Below are 15,962 nucleotides of genomic sequence, written 5' to 3'. Positions count from 1 at the left end.
GCTGCGCCGTTTCAGACGGCCTTTTATATTGATTTCAAACCTGCTGCTGCCGTCATTGCGCCGGCAGTCAAGCCGTCAGCGACACTGCGTCGCTGTAAACACGAAAGAACACACTATGACCGTATCTCCCGTAGCCTTGCGCCGTCAAACCGAGCGCAAGCCGCATCCGACTGCGCGTTATTGGAAAAAATGCGATGTCGAGGCTTTGTTTGGACTGCCTTTCCTCGACCTCGTTTTCCAAGCCACCGAAATCCACCGCCAAAACTTCAACCCGCGCGAAATCCAACTTTCCACCCTGCTCTCCATCAAAACCGGCGGCTGTCCCGAAGACTGCGCCTACTGCCCGCAATCGGCACACCACAACACCAATCTGGGCAAAGAGCAGATGATGGACGTGGACGAAATCGTCGAAAAAGCCAAAATTGCCCAATCGCGCGGCGCCAGCCGTTTCTGCATGGGCGCGGCATGGCGCGGCCCCAAACCCAAAGACGTGGCTGTCGTTTCCGAAATCATCAGCGCGGTGAAAGGCTTGGGCATGGAAGTGTGCGGCACCTTCGGCATGCTCGAAGACGGCATGGCTGAAGACTTCAAAAAAGCCGGTTTGGACTACTACAACCACAACCTCGACACCGACCCCGAACGCTACAACGACATCATCCACACCCGTAAACACGAAGACCGCATGGATACTTTGGGCAAAGTCCGCAATGCCGGTTTGAAAGTCTGCTGCGGCGGCATCGTCGGTATGAACGAAACCCGCGCCGAACGCGCCGGCCTGATTGCCAGCCTTGCCAACCTCGATCCTCAGCCCGAAAGCGTACCGATTAACCAGTTGGTCAAAGTAGAAGGCACGCCGCTGGCCGATGCCGAAGATTTGGACTGGACGGAATTTGTCCGCACCATCGCCGTCGCGCGCATTACCATGCCGCACAGTTACGTTCGCCTGTCCGCAGGCCGCAGCAATATGCCGGAATCCATGCAGGCCATGTGTTTCATGGCTGGCGCAAACTCGATTTTCTACGGCGACAAGCTGCTGACTACGGGCAATCCGGACGAAGACGGCGACCGCCTGCTGATGGAAAAATTGAATTTGTATCCGCTGCGCTTTGAATTGGAAGAAGAATACAAAGCCGCTCAGGAAACGCCTAAAATCAAAGTCGACTATTAACCGCCATCATAAAAGGCCGTCTGAAGCTTTTTCAGACGGCCTTTTATCGTTATTCAACATGAAAACTTTCAATCTTCCGTATCCATTCTTCCTTTTCCGCCTCGCTCAAAAACGAAGCGCGGAACGAATTGGCGCACAAGGTTTTGACTTCTTCCGTACTCAAATCCAAAGCCTCGGCAAGCGCTTCAAAATTGCGGTTCATATAGCCGCCGAAATACGCCGGATCATCGGAATTGACGGTTACCAACACGCCGCGTTGCAACATACGGCGCAAATTGTGTTTCGCCATCTCCGGAAATACTTTCAATTTCAAATTGCTCAACGGGCAAACGGTCAACGGCATTTGCTCTGCAATCAAACGCGCCATCAAGGCCTCATCTTCTTCCGCCCGTACGCCATGATCGATACGGCGGACATGCAGTAAGTCCAAAGCCTCATAAACATATTCCGGCGGTCCTTCTTCTCCGGCATGGGCCACCGTCAACAAACCCTCCGCCCGCGCCTGCACAAACACGCGCTCAAACTTGGACGGCGGATGCCCCAATTCGCTCGAATCCAAGCCTACGCCGATGATGTGTTCTTTATAAGGCAAAGCCTGATTTAAGGTTTCAAATGCGCTTTCTTCCGACAAATGCCGCAGGAAACACATAATCAAACGCGTGCTTATACCCCATTGCTGCTCAGCTTCACGACAGGCACGGACAATGCCGTTAATCACGGTTTCAAACGCCACACCCCGCGCAGTATGGGTTTGCGGATCGAAAAATATTTCCGTATGCACGACATTGTCTTCATGGCAACGCTTAAGATACGCGCGGGTCAAATCGTAAAAATCCGCCTCGTGCAACAATACGCCGGCACCGGCATAATAAATATCCAAAAACGACTGCAGATTATGAAAATCATAAGCCTGCCGTACCGCATCGACATTTTCATAAGGAATCGCTATATGGTTGCGCTTGGCGATTTCAAACATCAACTCCGGCTCAAACGTCCCTTCGATATGGACGTGCAGCTCGGCTTTGGGCAGGGCTTGGATAATTTGTTTGATATTCATATTTTCTCTGTTTTTCGGTTTATATTTATTTAATATTGAAGGCCGTCTGAAACTTTCAGACGGCCTTTGACCATTTATCTGTTAAAAACCATTTTCCATCATAATTTCGCCGGGGATACGGTTGCGGTGCATGGCGTAGCCCAAATCCATTAGCGCTTGGAAAGTGTCTTTGACCATTGCCGGATTGCCGCAAACCATAAAGCGCGTATCGGCCTTGGTGAACTTGAAGCCGACTTTTTCTTCCAAGCCGCCATTCTTCAGCAATTCGGGAATCCGTTTGCCGCTCAATGCGCCTTCCGTTTCCTCACGCGTGGTAACCGGAACAAAAGTGAATTTATGGAAATATTCTTCAATCAGCGGATGCTCTTTCAAATCGGCAAGGCGCTGGTTGAAAATCAACTCGTCGGCGTAAGAGACGGAATGCGCCAAAACCAAACGGTCGAAACGCTGCCAGATTTCAGGCTGCTCGATAATGGAGAGGAAAGGCGCAATGCCGGAACCCGTGCAGAGCATAACCAAATCTTTGCCGTCGGGGAAACGCTCGGGCAAGAGAAAACCGGTAGCCGTTTTATCCAGCAAAATAGTATCATCCTCTTTCATCGCGGCAAAACGCGCCGACATCGGGCCGCCTTCGATTAATACCGCGAAATACTCAAGCGTATCGGCGTATTCGGCAGACACGACTGAATACGCGCGCCAAATAAAGCCCTCGCCGTCACGGAAACCAAGGCGCGAAAACTGTCCTGCCGAAAAACGGTAGGACTCTGGACGGCTGATGGCAAAAGTCATCAGCTTGGGCGTATGGTGTTTGATCCACAAGACTTTTTCTTCGGTAAACTTGGCTTCTGGAGAAGCTGCCATAATAGGTTTCCTTGATATTTGGTATCAGTTTCAAATAGGGCTTATTATAAAGATTCAAAAGGCCGTCTGAAATATTTATTTTCAGACGGCCTTTAAGATTATTCACGACGCAAACGGATACTGATGCCTTTTTGTTCCAAAATCAAATCGTTACCATCAAAACGATAGTTCCACACGCTTTGTTTGCGCAAAAACGCATCTTCCAGCTTCATGTCTTCACACAGCATCATGCTTACCGCAATATGGCCAAAATCAATTTTGCCCGCTCCGATTACATTCGCTTGAAACATCATACCGTTACACCCCATCTTGCCATACGCCTTAGGCATCTCGCTCAAATCCAGATAGGCATCAGTACCGGCCAAATCTTTTTCAGTAAATTTATTGAAAGCAACAACACGCCATTTGGCGGCTAAAGTAGGTTGCGCCGTTTGTTGAGTTTGTACCTGCACTTTAGAGGCTTGTTCAGGCTGAGATGCTGAAGGAGATGTACAAGCTGCCAAAACTACCATACTCATCAATGCACCGAATAATGTTTTCATATTCATTCCTTAATTATTGCAAAAGACCGTCTGAAAAACTATCCACCTTCAGACGACCTTTAAGCCTTATTTACAAAGTCGTATCCAATGCTTTAGAAATATCGCTCCAAATATCGTCCACATCTTCGATACCGACAGAGAAACGCAGCAGGCCGACTTTGATGCCCATTTCCATTTTCACATCATGCGGTACGCCGCTGTGGGATTGGGAATAGCAATGGTTGACCAAACTTTCCACGCCGCCTAGGCTGGAAGCCATTTTGACCAGTTTCATGTTTTTAATCACGCTATTGGCCGCTTCACGCGTGTCGTTTTTGAGGTAAACCGTCACCACGCCGCCGATGCCTTTGGGCATTTGTGCTTTGGCGAGTTCGTAATGTTCGTGAGACGGCATGCCGGGATAGAACACTTTTTCAATGGCAGGATGAGCTTCCAAACGGCGCGCGATTTCGAGTGCGTTTTGGCAATGGGCGTTCATGCGCAAGGCCAACGTTTTAATACCGCGCAACACCAGCCAGCAGTCCATCGGGCCTGCAATCGCGCCGGTATGCACCATCATGTCGTGCAAAGGCTGCGCCAGCTCTTTGGTTTTGGCAACGACTATGCCCATCAGTACGTCCGAATGGCCGCACAAATATTTGGTAGCGGAATGGAACACAAAATCGCAACCCATATCCAACGGCTGTTGCAGATACGGCGTGGCAAAGGTGTTGTCGATACCGACCAGCGCACCAGCTGCCTTGGCTTTCGCGGCGAGCGCTTTGATGTCTACCAAGCGCAAAAGCGGATTGGACGGCGTTTCCAGCCAAACCAGTTTGACATTGTGTGCGTTAAGCAGCTCGTCCAAATTATCCGGATTGCCCAAATCGGCAAAAACAACGTTCACACCCCATTTTTGATAAACATCGACCAATAAATCATAAGCGCCGCCGTAAATATCGGCGACAGCGACAATGGTATCGCCCGGGCGCAGGAAAGTACGCCACACGGCATCAATCCCCGCCATGCCGCTGGAAAACGCAAAACCGGCCGCACCGTGCTCCAAATCGGCAACGGTATCTTCCAATACCTGACGGGTCGGGTTGCTCAGGCGCGAGTAGCGGTAAGGCACATTTTCGCCAATCTCGTGCAACGCAAACATACTGTTTTGATAAATCGGCGGCATCAGCGCACGGTTGTGTTCGTCGCAATCGTAGCTGGAATGAATGGCTTTCGTGGCGAATTTCATTTGGTCTCTGCCTATATAGATGTGAATAATCGAAGATTTTATCACTATCTGAAAAATAGAAACAATCAATGCAGGCGGATAAAGCAAGTGATATAATCTCGCATTTGCAAATCGGCCGACACGAGCCGATTCCCTCCACACGCATCTCAACAATCCTATCATGAAGGACATACCACGCATGAACGCCATTGCAGACGTGCAATCCAGCCGCGATTTACGCAACCTGCCGATTAATCAGGTCGGCATCAAAGACCTGCGCTTTCCAATCTCCCTCAAAAGCAAAGAAGGCGAACAATCCACCGTCGCCCGCCTGACCATGACGGTTTTCCTGCCTGCCGACCAAAAAGGCACGCATATGTCGCGCTTTGTCGCCCTGATGGAAAAACAAACCGATGCTTTGGATTTCGATACGCTGCACAAGCTGACCGCCGATATGGTTGCCCTGTTGGATTCCCATTCCGGCAAAATCAGCGTTACCTTCCCGTTTTTCCGCAAAAAAAGTGCGCCTGTCTCCGGCATCCAATCGCTGCTTGACTATGATGTTACCCTGACCGGCGAAATCAAAAACGGTACATACAGCCACTGCCTGAAAGTAATGGTTCCGGTTACTTCATTGTGTCCGTGTTCCAAAGAAATTTCCGAATACGGCGCGCACAACCAACGTTCGCATGTGACGGTCAGTCTGATTGCAAACGCGGATGTAGGTATTGAAGAAATCATCGATTACGTTGAAGCACAGGCAAGCTGCCAGCTCTACGGTTTGCTCAAACGCCCTGACGAGAAGTATGTAACGGAAAAGGCGTACGAAAATCCGAAGTTTGTCGAAGACATGGTTCGTGATGTGGCCACGGTGTTAATTGCAGACAAACGCATCGAATCATTCGTCGTCGAAAGCGAAAACTTCGAATCGATACACAACCATTCTGCTTACGCTTATATCGCTTATCCTTAAAGCCAAGCCGAATAGCAACAAAGGCCGTCTGAACATTTCAGACGGCCTTTGGCATAAATTGAACGATAACATGAGACTATCGCTCATGTACGGTTAACTGCAATCCGATATAATTCAAAAGAATTAGACAACTCGCGTAATCTTTAACTTAAATTAAGCCGATTGTTTTTCCCATCATTTATAATGACGGTTTCTCAACGGCATCTCCGTAGATACTATGAAAAAATTCCTTTATTTCCTCATTGCATTTTTAGGCTTGAGCAGCTTCGCATTCGCAGTAGATGCCAATGATTTGCTGCCCCCTGAGCAAGCCTTTGTACCTCAAGTCAATGTAACCGACCAAGGCATCAGCGTGCAGTTCAAAATCGCTGACGGCTACTATATGTACCAGTCCAAAATCGTTGCAGCGACCAATCCTGACAAAATCCTAGGCGAACCCAAATTCAGCAAAGGCGAAGAAAAAGAAGACGAATTCTTCGGCAAACAAACGGTTTACCACCATACCGCACAGGTTGACCTGCCTTACAAACAAGCCGCGCCGCAATACAAACTGACACTGACTTATCAAGGCTGCGCCGAAGTGGGTGTGTGTTATCCGCCTGTGGACACTGAGTTTGACGTAAAAGGCAACGGGGTTTACCAGCCCCAAAGCGATGAGCCGGTTTCTGCTAAAGACCGCTTTTTGCAACCGTCCGCCTCTTCAGACGGTCAAATGCCCACGCAGCCCGCTACAAACAATCCCGACAGCAGCCGCTTCAAGCTCTCTTGGGATACTTTAAACGCCAACCTGTTGGCGTTTTTTGTCGCAGGTTTGGGCTTAAGCTTTACCGCCTGTATGTATCCGCTCCTGCCGATTGTTTCCAGTATTGTCGTGGGCGATAAAAAAGCCGGCAAAGGCCGCGCGTTTACCTTGTCGATGGTGTATGTACAAGGCTTGGCGCTGACCTATACCTTGGTCGGCGTGATTGCCGGCTTGACCGGTGCGCTGTTGACCGTATGGCTGCAACAGCCGTGGGTCGTACTTGCCGCCGCCGCGTTGATGGTGATACTGGCGCTGTCTATGTTCGGCCTCTTCAATATCCAACTGCCCAACTCCGTCCAATCCTATTTCCAAAACCAAAGCAACAAACTCTCCGGCGGCAAAATCATTTCCGTCTTCATCATGGGTATTTTGTCCGCGCTGATTGTCGGCCCTTGCGTTGCACCTCCGCTGGCATTTGCTTTGGGCTATATCGGCCAGACCGGCGATGCCGTCTTGGGCGGACTTGCGCTTTATGTTTTGGCACTCGGCACCGGCGTGCCGCTCATCATCATCGGCACATTCGGCGGCCATATCCTGCCTAAAGCAGGCGACTGGATGAACGGCATCAAATACGCATTCGGCTTCATTCTGCTGGCCGTTGCCGTATACCTTGCCACACCGCATCTGCCTTATTTCGCAGTAGTCGGCCTCTACACCTTGCTGATGATTGTTCCCGCCCTTATGCTTTTGGCGAAATCCGGCAAACAAAAAGGCCGTCTGAAAACAGTTGCCGCCATATTGGGCTTTTTACTGCTGATTGGCGGCTCATGGTTTGGCTGGCAAAGCTTTAATAAACAAACCACCGCCCTGCACCACTTCTTAACGCTGGTACCACCATCCGAAGCCGGACAAGAAACCGACCACGGCAAGATGTTTACCGATGTCGGCGAACTCAAAGCCGCTATGGATGCCGCCTTGAAAGCCGACCCAAGCAAGCCTGTGCTGATTGATTTCTACGCCGACTGGTGCGTATCCTGCAAAGAAATGGCCGCCTACACACTCAACCAACCGCAAGTACACGAAGCGGTCGATATGCAGCGCTTCTTCCAAATCGACGTGACCGCCAACACTCCCGACCATCAGGCATTACTGAAAGAATACGGCCTCTTCGGCCCTCCGGGCGTGTTTGTTGTCCGCGCCGACGGTAGTCATAGCGAAGCCTTATTAGGCTTCGTCAAACCCGATGCCTTCATCGAATGGTATCGCAAAAACGAGAAATAGCCGTCTATAAAAAGGCCGTCTGAAAACAGATTTTCAGACGGCCTTTTCTTATGTTTAAAAATTAAAATTCATCTTGAGCCCAACGCGTAGAACGCAAAATGCTGGAATCCACATCTTGAATATTGCGATGACCGGTAAACGCCATGGAAATATCCATTTCTTTATACAGGATTTCCAGCGCACGGGTTACGCCTTCTTCACCATACGCACCCAAACCATACAGGAACGCCCGGCCTATCATCGTACCTTTCGCACCCAAAGCCCAAGCCTTCAAAATATCCTGACCGCTGCGGATACCACTGTCCATCCAAACCTCGATGTCGCTGCCCACCGCGCTGACCACATCCGGCAAAGCCTTAATGGCAGACACAGTATCGTCAAGCTGACGGCCGCCATGATTGGAAACGACCAATGCATCCGCGCCGCTTTTCGCTGCCTTTTCTGCATCTTCAGGTTCCATAATGCCTTTGATGATCAGCTTGCCACCCCACAAATCTTTAATACGCGCCACATCATCCCAGCTCAGGCGCGGATCGAATTGTTCAGAAGTCCATGAAGACAGCGAAGACAAATCGCCCACGTTTTTCGCATGACCGACAATATTGCGGAAAGTGCGGCGTTCCGTGTTCAGCATTTTCATGCACCATTCCGGCTTAGTCGCCAAATTGATTAAATTGGCGATGGTCGGTTTCGGCGGCGCAGACAGGCCGTTTTTAATGTCTTTGTGGCGCTGACCCAAAACCTGCAAATCGGCAGTCAATACCAAAGCCGAACATTTGGCATCCTTCGCACGCTTAATCAGGTTCTCCATAAACTCGCGGTCGCGCATCACATAAAGCTGAAACCAAAACGGCGAGCTGGTGTTTTCAGCTACATCTTCAATCGAACAAATGGACATGGTCGACAGCGTAAACGGAATACCAAATTTTTCCGCCGCCCGTGCCGCCAAGATTTCGCCGTCGGCATGCGCCATGCCCGTGAAACCGGTCGGCGCAATCGCTACCGGCATTTTCACATCCTGCCCAATCATTTTGGTTTCGAGACTTCGTCCCTCCATATTAACCAATACCTTTTGGCGGAAACGGATGTCTTTAAAATCCGAAGTATTTTCACGATAAGTGGTTTCCGTCCAAGAGCCTGAGTCAATATAGTCATAAAACATACGCGGCATTTTACGTTTGGCAACAAGGCGCAAGTCTTCGATACAGGTTATTTTGCTTAAATCACATTTCATTGTCGATTGCCTCTGTTAAGGTAAAGATGGATGGTCAAGGCCGTCTGAACATTTCAAACACCTCATTATTTTACTCCATCAAAACAACTAAATTTTAAGAATAATTTTGATAATCTATATCAGTATCAATATTAAATCAAAACATTTTAACCCTGATATTTGTAGGGTTGATAGCTTTTTTTCAGACGGCCTTAAATTCAAATTGAAGAAAAATAAAGAAAATATTTTCCGATTTAAAAATCAACCCATGCCACCATTTAAACAAACAATCAAACCGAGCCACCACATACTTGACTGAAACACTCAGATATTAGACAATTCCCTCCACTAATAAAAACGCCCACACAGGCAACCACACCATGAGACTGACTACCAAAGGGCGATTTGCAGTAACCGCCATGATAGATTTGGCGATGAACGCGCAAACCGGCGCTGTCAAACTCAGTGCCATCAGCGAACGACAAAGCATATCGCTCTCCTACCTCGAACAATTATTCAGCAAGCTGCGCCGTGCCGGATTGGTTGAAAGCCTACGCGGCCCTGGCGGAGGTTATATCCTTGCCGCTCCCGCCGAGCAAATCAATATTGCACAAATCATCTCCGCAGCCGAAGACCGACTGGATGCCACACAATGCGGCAGCAAAGCAAACTGCCACCACGGCGCCCCCTGTCTGACCCATGACCTTTGGGAAAACTTAAACAAAACCATCAATGATTACCTCAGCGGCGTTACGCTGCAAAGCATCATTGAACAAAAAAACTGCAGCGACAGCAGTCATGTCGTTACCTTTACACACATTCATTAAACCGACTTGCGGCAAAGACCGCAGGCAGATGACCAAACGAAAGAGCAAACCATGACCGTCAAAACCCCCGTATACCTCGACTACGCCGCCACCACTCCCGTTGACCACCGCGTTGCCGAAAAAATGATTCCCTACCTGTCCGATATTTTCGGCAACCCAGCCTCCAACAGCCACAGCTTCGGCTGGGAAGCAGAAGAAGCTGTAGAAAAAGCACGCGCAGACATTGCAGCCCTGATTAACGCCGACTCCAAAGAAATCGTTTTTACCAGCGGCGCGACCGAATCCAACAACCTCGCCATTAAAGGCGCGGCGCACTTCTACAAATCCAAAGGCAACCACCTCATTACTGTGAAAACCGAGCACAAAGCCGTGCTCGATACCATGCGCGAACTCGAACGCCAAGGTTACGAAGTGACTTACCTGGACGTACAAGAAAACGGTTTGGTTGATTTAGACGTACTGAAAGCCGCCATCCGCGAAGACACCATCCTTGTTTCCGTAATGTGGGTAAACAACGAAATCGGTGTGGTTCAAGATATTCCTGCCATTGGCGAAATCTGCCGCGAACGCAAAATCATTTTCCACGTTGACGCAGCACAAGCATGCGGTAAAGTGCCTGTCGATGTTGAAGCCGCCAAAGTTGATTTGTTGTCCATGTCCGGCCACAAAGTATACGGCCCTAAAGGCATCGGCGCCCTGTATGTACGCCGTAAACCACGCGTCCGCCTCGAAGCCCAAATGCACGGCGGCGGCCACGAACGCGGTTTCCGTTCCGGCACATTGCCGACCCACCAAATCGTCGGCATGGGCGAAGCCTTCCGCATTGCCAAAGAAGAATTGGCACAAGACACTGCTCACTACTTGAAACTGCGCGATATCTTCCTCAAAGGTATCGAAGGCATCGAAGAAGTCTACATCAACGGCGACCTCGAACACCGCGCTCCGAACAACCTGAACGTCAGCTTCAACTTCGTCGAAGGCGAAAGCCTGATTATGGCGGTTAAAGAACTCGCCGTATCCAGCGGCTCCGCCTGTACTTCTGCCAGTCTTGAACCAAGCTACGTTTTACGCGCGCTCGGCCGCAACGACGAATTGGCGCACTCTTCCCTGCGCATCACCTTCGGCCGTATGACCACTGAAGAAGAAGTCCAATTCGCAGCAGAACTGATCAAATCCAAAATCGGCAAACTGCGAGAACTGTCTCCGCTGTGGGAAATGTTTAAAGAAGGTATTGATTTGAACTCGATTGAATGGGCGGCGCATTAATCAAGAGAAAAGGTCGTATGAAAATAGCAAGAGACCTTTTCAGACGACCTAAAAGCCAAATCAAGTAAACTTAGATTGGGTTGATAATTTAGACTACTTAATCTTTGATTGTTTTATGTATTTTTGATGTTAATTTAACTAACCTTAGGAGACTATTAAAATGAAAACTTTGAAAAAGCATTTTGAATACAATAATGGAATATACTCAATTGTTGCGTTGGAAAATTATTGTATTGAAGAGGGAGAACAAGATGACGGACTGGTCAAAATTAAACCTAAGGAAAATGAAGAAGAGAAAGGAACGAATATTTGGCTTGTTATTTATCAAGCTGGGACATTATTAACAAATGATAATAAAACTTTAACTCAAAAAGAATTTGATGATTTCTTTAAGGATTTTGAAAATATTCAAGTTGATATAGAGAGAACTTTTCTAGTTCCATTTATAATTAAAAACGAGACTTTACCTAGAGGACGCACGATTACACCATTCTATAAAGATGGAGTGAAGAGAAGTGCGAAAATTGAGTTTAACAAAGATGATTTTGATAGTTTAAGAAAGTTATAATTTCTGCAAAAAGCAAGCGTAGGTTGAATTGTGAACCCACCGAAACCGTAAACTTGCTCAAAACGTTAGGTCTGATAACCTACCCAATTTATACATTAAAAAAACAAAAAAAGTCGTCTGAAAACCATAAAAGACCTTTTCAGACGACCTAAAAGCCACAACCTTCAAATTAAGGATACAGACCCATGGACGAACAAGAACTCGACCTCGACAATCTCGACAACCTGCTCGAAGATTTTGACGGCGTTACTGTAGAAGGCGGCGTTGATTCAGAGAATGATGACGGCTGCGAAGGCGGCGCGTGCAAAATCTAAACTTCAGGCCGTCTGAACATTCGTAAACAAACCATTTACACCACTAAAAACACAAAGGAAACCACATCATGGCATACAGCGATAAAGTAATCGACCACTACGAAAACCCCCGCAACGTCGGCACTTTCGACAAAAACGACGAATCTGTCGGTACCGGCATGGTCGGCGCACCGGCCTGCGGTGACGTAATGCGTCTGCAAATCAAAGTAAACGATGAGGGTATTATCGAAGATGCAAAATTCAAAACTTACGGTTGCGGTTCTGCCATCGCGTCTTCCAGCCTGATCACCGAGTGGGTCAAAGGCAAAAGCCTTGACGATGCACTGGCAATCAAAAACAGCGAAATTGCCGAAGAGTTGGAATTACCTCCAGTTAAAATCCACTGCTCCATCTTAGCTGAAGATGCAGTAAAAGCAGCCGTTGCCGACTATCGCAAACGTCAGGAAAACAAATAATCTTGTTTGCCAGATACTTAGTTTGCAGACATTAATGTCTAAATCGGCTTGATAGGCACCAACTGCCATAGTAAGTGCGCCAGTACCTGCAAAATCAAAGAAGACGATATGCCTTTTACCGATGAAGAAGTCCAATCCCTACTTGCTGTCAAAGGCATAGGTAAAACCATATTACAGCGTTTGCAGCAAATGGGTTTGGATGATGTTGCCACACTGGCGGCAGCGGATTTGGACGATGTTTTGGAACTAGGGGCAAAATTGACCGGCTCAACCTGTTGGAAAAACAGTCCGCAGGCTAAAGCTGCCATTGCCGCCGCAATAGAGTGGGCAAAACAACGTTTTCAGACGGCCTGAAAATCAAGAGGCCGTCTGAAATAAAAAAGCAGGCAAAACAGAAAATGATTGCGAAATGAGGAAAAAAGCATGATTACCATCACAGAAAACGCAGCCAAACACATCAACAACTACCTAACTAAACGCGGCAAAGGCTTGGGCGTGCGTTTGGGTGTGAAAACCAGCGGCTGCTCGGGCATGGCATACAACCTTGAATTTGTCGATGAAGTGAACGAGGATGACCTGATTTTTGAAGAACACGGCGCACGCGTTTATATTGACCCGAAAAGCTTGGTTTATTTGGACGGCACGCAAGTTGATTACACTAAAGAAGGCTTGCAGGAAGGTTTCAAATTTGAAAACCCAAACGTTAAAGACTCCTGCGGCTGTGGCGAGAGCTTCCACGTTTAAAATATCAAAAATGGCGAGAAAGTATCAAAACCATCCCGCCATTTTTTGGCTTCTTGCCTATTATAGCTACCCTTGCCTTTTCTTTTTCGTTCTACTTTGTGTCGGAACAAATCAGATTTGACTAAGGCTTTTAAGGCATTGTCTCGTATTTTGCCTTTATTGTGTTGCACCTTACCGGTCATATTGTTTTCCTTTCGTATAAACAGTTTCTGGATTATATCGTAAAATAATCCTCTTCTTTAGATTTTTTCCTTTAATATCATGTCTCAATACTTCAACCTCTTTCAGCTTGAGCCATCTTTCAATATTGATACCGAAGCACTCGAACAGATCTATCGAGCTTTAGCTGCCCGTTTTCATCCCGATAAATTTGCTTCTGCTTCAGCTTTTGAGCAGAAACAAGCCGTTATGATGTCTTCTACAATTAATGACGCCTACCGCACATTAAAAAGCCCTATTGATCGAGCCGCTTATCTCTTGAAAAGCCAAAATATCGATGCTGATGCACCTGAACACACTTCGTTTTCACCAGAATTCCTCATGCAGCAGATGGAATGGCGGGAAACATTGATGGATGCACAAATGGAACAAAACCATGATGCCATCCGAGCGCTGGATCAAGAAATCCAAGAAGTACAAAGCAACCTATATCAAGATTTACAACAAGCATTTGAACAACAGGATTATGAATCAGCCGCACAATGGGTACGGCATGGACGCTTTCTTAATAAACTTCGCAATGAAATTGCTTCATTCTTATAAAGTGCATATGCTATTACATTTACCCAAGTTTTATAGCAAATGATTTTATATGCAAAACAAAAACCGTATCAGATTTATCTGATACGGTTTTCTTATATTAACTACCTATTAGCGTTTTTTACCGGTAACAGTAGCAACAGCCAGGTTTTCGTTACGTTTCAGAGAAACGCTTTCAACACCTTCTGGCAATTTGATGTCTGACAAGTGCAGAATATCTCCGGCAACTACTGATGCACAATCCAGCTCCAAGAAAGCAGGAATGTTTGCAGGCAAAGCAACTACTTCAACAGAAGTGTTCAACAGAGATACGCGGCCACCTTGCAATTTAACAGCTTGAGAGTTTTCAGCGTTAACAATGTGCAGAGGAACACGGATACGTACAACTTGGTCAGCTTTTACAGCTTGGAAGTCGATGTGTTGAACTTCGCGACGGAATGGGTGCATTTGGAAGTCACGCACGATAACGTCTTTAGTTTCACCGTTCAAAGACAGTTTAATCAAAGCAGTATGGAAAGATTCTTTTTCCAATGCGTAGAATACAGTTTTGTGGTCTACAACGATAGCAACAGGCTCTTGACCTTCACCGTACAGGATGCCAGGGATTTGGCCTTCGCGACGCAGGCGGCGGCTCGCACCAGTGCCTTGGGCTTCGCGAACAGAGGCTTGAATTTCGTAAGTCATGTTTAATACTCCAATTTAGATAAAATCGTCGTCATCGGCCGCGACCAGCTTAAGACGACATCGAGTTATGGCAGCAACATGCCGCCAGTCATCACATCTTCATTGAAAAGATATGAGACGGATTCTTCATTACTGATACGGCGTACCGTCTCAGCCAGCAAACCGGCAATGGTAACTTGACGGATACGTTCACATTTTTTAGCTGCTTCAGACAACGGAATGGTATCTGTCACAACTATTTGGTCAATTTCGGAAGAAGCAATTCGATTCACTGCTTCACCGGAGAATACTGCATGGCTGGCGTATGCCAATACACGATCTGCACCGCGCTCTTTCAGGGCAACGGCTGCTTTACACAAGGTGTTTGCCGTATCGATCATATCATCTACGATCAAGCAAGTACGGCCTTGAATATCGCCAATAATGTTCATCACTTCAGCCACGTTGGCTTTAGGACGACGTTTGTCGATAATGGCCAAATCAGCATTTAAAGATTTAGCAACAGCACGTGCACGTACAACACCACCAATGTCAGGGCTGACAACAGTCAGGTTCTCAATGCGCTGTTGTTTAATATCGTTCAACAAAATCGGGGTAGCGTAAATATTATCTACCGGAATATCGAAGAAACCTTGGATTTGGTCGGCATGCAAGTCAACAGTCAATACGCGGTCAATACCGGCTGAGTACAACATATTCGCTACCAATTTAGCAGAAATCGGTACACGAACAGAGCGAGGACGGCGATCCTGACGCGCATAACCAAAGTAAGGAATTGCGGCAGTAATACGACCGGCAGAAGCACGTTTGAGTGCATCGGCCATAGTCAAAATTTCCATCAGGTTGTCATTGGTTGGCGCGCAGGTAGGTTGCAAAATAAACACATCGCGACCACGCACATTTTCCAACAATTCAATGGCTACTTCACCATCAGAGAATTTGGAAACGGTGGCTTCACCGAGTGAAATATCCAAATGTTTGACAACACGTTGCGCCAATTCCGGATTTGCATTACCGGTAAACACCATTAAACTGTCATAAGCAGCCATATCTTCACCTGATTCTAAATTCGATTTACGCTCAGAAAACATTACGCTTCCCTTTGCCCCATGTCTAAGACACTAATTTATGCGATTATACTCGTAAAAACGGGTAAAAAAAAGTTTTTCAGCGTTATTTTGCTCTTAGCGTAAAAAAGCGTGTAAGAAAACTTACACGCTTTTATTTGGCTGGGGAGGAAGGATTCGAACCTTCGCATGCTGGAATCAAAATCCAGTGTCTTAACCGCTTGACGACTCCCC

General features: G+C 47.4%; 18 protein-coding genes, 1 tRNA gene and 1 pseudogene. 11 read left to right on the top strand and 9 right to left on the bottom strand.

The window, feature by feature from the left end; translation table 11 throughout:
• Positions 1-115: 115 nt before the first annotated feature.
• On the top strand, positions 116-1,168 hold the full coding sequence (gene bioB, locus ACTHS4_RS05015; protein ID WP_440365561.1) for a biotin synthase BioB: 1,053 nt from the start codon (positions 116-118) through the stop codon (positions 1,166-1,168).
• A 49-nt stretch (positions 1,169-1,217) separates the two neighbouring features.
• Here the strand turns inward: bioB and ACTHS4_RS05010 are convergent, their stop codons facing one another.
• From ACTHS4_RS05010 to ACTHS4_RS04995, 4 genes are all read right to left on the bottom strand, one after another.
• Positions 1,218-2,225, bottom strand: coding sequence for an adenosine deaminase (locus ACTHS4_RS05010; protein ID WP_070827012.1), 1,008 nt, complete (start codon positions 2,223-2,225; stop codon positions 1,218-1,220).
• 81 nt (positions 2,226-2,306) lie between these two features.
• The gene (locus ACTHS4_RS05005; RefSeq protein ID WP_070826970.1) at positions 2,307-3,086 is read right to left on the bottom strand and encodes a ferredoxin--NADP reductase; all 780 of its coding nucleotides are present in this window, start codon (positions 3,084-3,086) and stop codon (positions 2,307-2,309) included.
• Positions 3,087-3,184: 98 nt separating this feature from the next.
• Positions 3,185-3,628: an META domain-containing protein gene (locus ACTHS4_RS05000; protein ID WP_070826969.1), complete on the bottom strand. Its 444-nt coding sequence runs from the start codon at positions 3,626-3,628 to the stop codon at positions 3,185-3,187.
• A gap of 70 nt (positions 3,629-3,698) precedes the next feature.
• Positions 3,699-4,856 carry a trans-sulfuration enzyme family protein gene (locus ACTHS4_RS04995; protein WP_070826968.1) on the bottom strand — a complete coding sequence of 386 codons (1,158 nt, stop codon included), beginning with the start codon at positions 4,854-4,856 and terminating at the stop codon, positions 3,699-3,701.
• 178 nt (positions 4,857-5,034) lie between these two features.
• Here ACTHS4_RS04995 and folE2 point away from each other — a divergent pair, with 178 nt between their 5' ends.
• Positions 5,035-5,808 (top strand): GTP cyclohydrolase FolE2, encoded by a 774-nt coding sequence (folE2, locus tag ACTHS4_RS04990; protein WP_070826967.1) that lies wholly within the window; start codon positions 5,035-5,037, stop codon positions 5,806-5,808.
• Between the two features lie 217 nt (positions 5,809-6,025).
• On the top strand, positions 6,026-7,831 hold the full coding sequence (locus tag ACTHS4_RS04985; RefSeq protein ID WP_440365560.1) for a protein-disulfide reductase DsbD: 1,806 nt from the start codon (positions 6,026-6,028) through the stop codon (positions 7,829-7,831).
• A 61-nt stretch (positions 7,832-7,892) separates the two neighbouring features.
• On the opposite strand, the gene ACTHS4_RS04980 is transcribed toward ACTHS4_RS04985, so the two are convergent.
• Complete coding sequence (locus tag ACTHS4_RS04980) at positions 7,893-9,065, bottom strand: alpha-hydroxy acid oxidase (protein WP_070608875.1); 1,173 nt, start codon at positions 9,063-9,065, stop codon at positions 7,893-7,895.
• 359 nt (positions 9,066-9,424) lie between these two features.
• Here ACTHS4_RS04980 and iscR point away from each other — a divergent pair, with 359 nt between their 5' ends.
• The 7 genes from iscR to iscA all read left to right on the top strand — a co-directional run bounded on the left by iscR (position 9,425) and on the right by iscA (position 13,218).
• Positions 9,425-9,871 (top strand): Fe-S cluster assembly transcriptional regulator IscR, encoded by a 447-nt coding sequence (iscR, locus tag ACTHS4_RS04975; protein ID WP_003746476.1) that lies wholly within the window; start codon positions 9,425-9,427, stop codon positions 9,869-9,871.
• Positions 9,872-9,922: 51 nt separating this feature from the next.
• Positions 9,923-11,137 (top strand): IscS subfamily cysteine desulfurase, encoded by a 1,215-nt coding sequence (locus ACTHS4_RS04970; protein WP_440365559.1) that lies wholly within the window; start codon positions 9,923-9,925, stop codon positions 11,135-11,137.
• Between the two features lie 160 nt (positions 11,138-11,297).
• On the top strand, positions 11,298-11,705 hold the full coding sequence (locus ACTHS4_RS04965; protein WP_070826965.1) for a hypothetical protein: 408 nt from the start codon (positions 11,298-11,300) through the stop codon (positions 11,703-11,705).
• 185 nt (positions 11,706-11,890) lie between these two features.
• Complete coding sequence (locus ACTHS4_RS04960; protein ID WP_004519897.1) at positions 11,891-12,019, top strand: hypothetical protein; 129 nt, start codon at positions 11,891-11,893, stop codon at positions 12,017-12,019.
• Positions 12,020-12,087: 68 nt separating this feature from the next.
• A complete protein-coding gene (iscU, locus tag ACTHS4_RS04955; protein WP_003674559.1) occupies positions 12,088-12,474 on the top strand; it encodes a Fe-S cluster assembly scaffold IscU in 387 nt (128 codons plus the stop codon).
• Between the two features lie 108 nt (positions 12,475-12,582).
• The gene (locus ACTHS4_RS04950) at positions 12,583-12,828 is read left to right on the top strand and encodes a recombinase RecA (RefSeq protein ID WP_070826964.1); all 246 of its coding nucleotides are present in this window, start codon (positions 12,583-12,585) and stop codon (positions 12,826-12,828) included.
• 69 nt (positions 12,829-12,897) lie between these two features.
• Positions 12,898-13,218 (top strand): iron-sulfur cluster assembly protein IscA, encoded by a 321-nt coding sequence (iscA, locus tag ACTHS4_RS04945; RefSeq protein ID WP_049330777.1) that lies wholly within the window; start codon positions 12,898-12,900, stop codon positions 13,216-13,218.
• Here the strand turns inward: iscA and ACTHS4_RS04940 are convergent.
• Positions 13,178-13,400, bottom strand: a pseudogene (locus tag ACTHS4_RS04940) (alternative ribosome-rescue factor A). The gene iscA and the pseudogene ACTHS4_RS04940 overlap by 41 nt on opposite strands.
• Before the next feature lie 79 nt (positions 13,401-13,479).
• On the opposite strand from ACTHS4_RS04940, the gene hscB reads away from it, so the two are divergent.
• On the top strand, positions 13,480-13,980 hold the full coding sequence (hscB, locus tag ACTHS4_RS04935; protein WP_070826963.1) for a Fe-S protein assembly co-chaperone HscB: 501 nt from the start codon (positions 13,480-13,482) through the stop codon (positions 13,978-13,980).
• A gap of 108 nt (positions 13,981-14,088) precedes the next feature.
• Here the strand turns inward: hscB and ACTHS4_RS04930 are convergent, their stop codons facing one another.
• The 3 genes from ACTHS4_RS04930 to ACTHS4_RS04920 form a co-directional block, all read right to left on the bottom strand.
• Positions 14,089-14,661 carry a 50S ribosomal protein L25/general stress protein Ctc gene (locus ACTHS4_RS04930; protein WP_070826962.1) on the bottom strand — a complete coding sequence of 191 codons (573 nt, stop codon included), beginning with the start codon at positions 14,659-14,661 and terminating at the stop codon, positions 14,089-14,091.
• A 65-nt stretch (positions 14,662-14,726) separates the two neighbouring features.
• Complete coding sequence (locus ACTHS4_RS04925; RefSeq protein WP_141761492.1) at positions 14,727-15,710, bottom strand: ribose-phosphate pyrophosphokinase; 984 nt, start codon at positions 15,708-15,710, stop codon at positions 14,727-14,729.
• A 177-nt stretch (positions 15,711-15,887) separates the two neighbouring features.
• Positions 15,888-15,962, bottom strand: a tRNA-Gln gene (locus ACTHS4_RS04920).

Source organism: Neisseria sp. P0014.S009 (assembly GCF_051958155.1).
Classification (GTDB): Bacteria; Pseudomonadota; Gammaproteobacteria; order Burkholderiales; family Neisseriaceae; genus Neisseria; species Neisseria flavescens_C.
The sequence above is the reverse complement of the archived record's forward strand: the minus strand, read 5'-3'. Positions and strand labels throughout refer to the sequence as shown.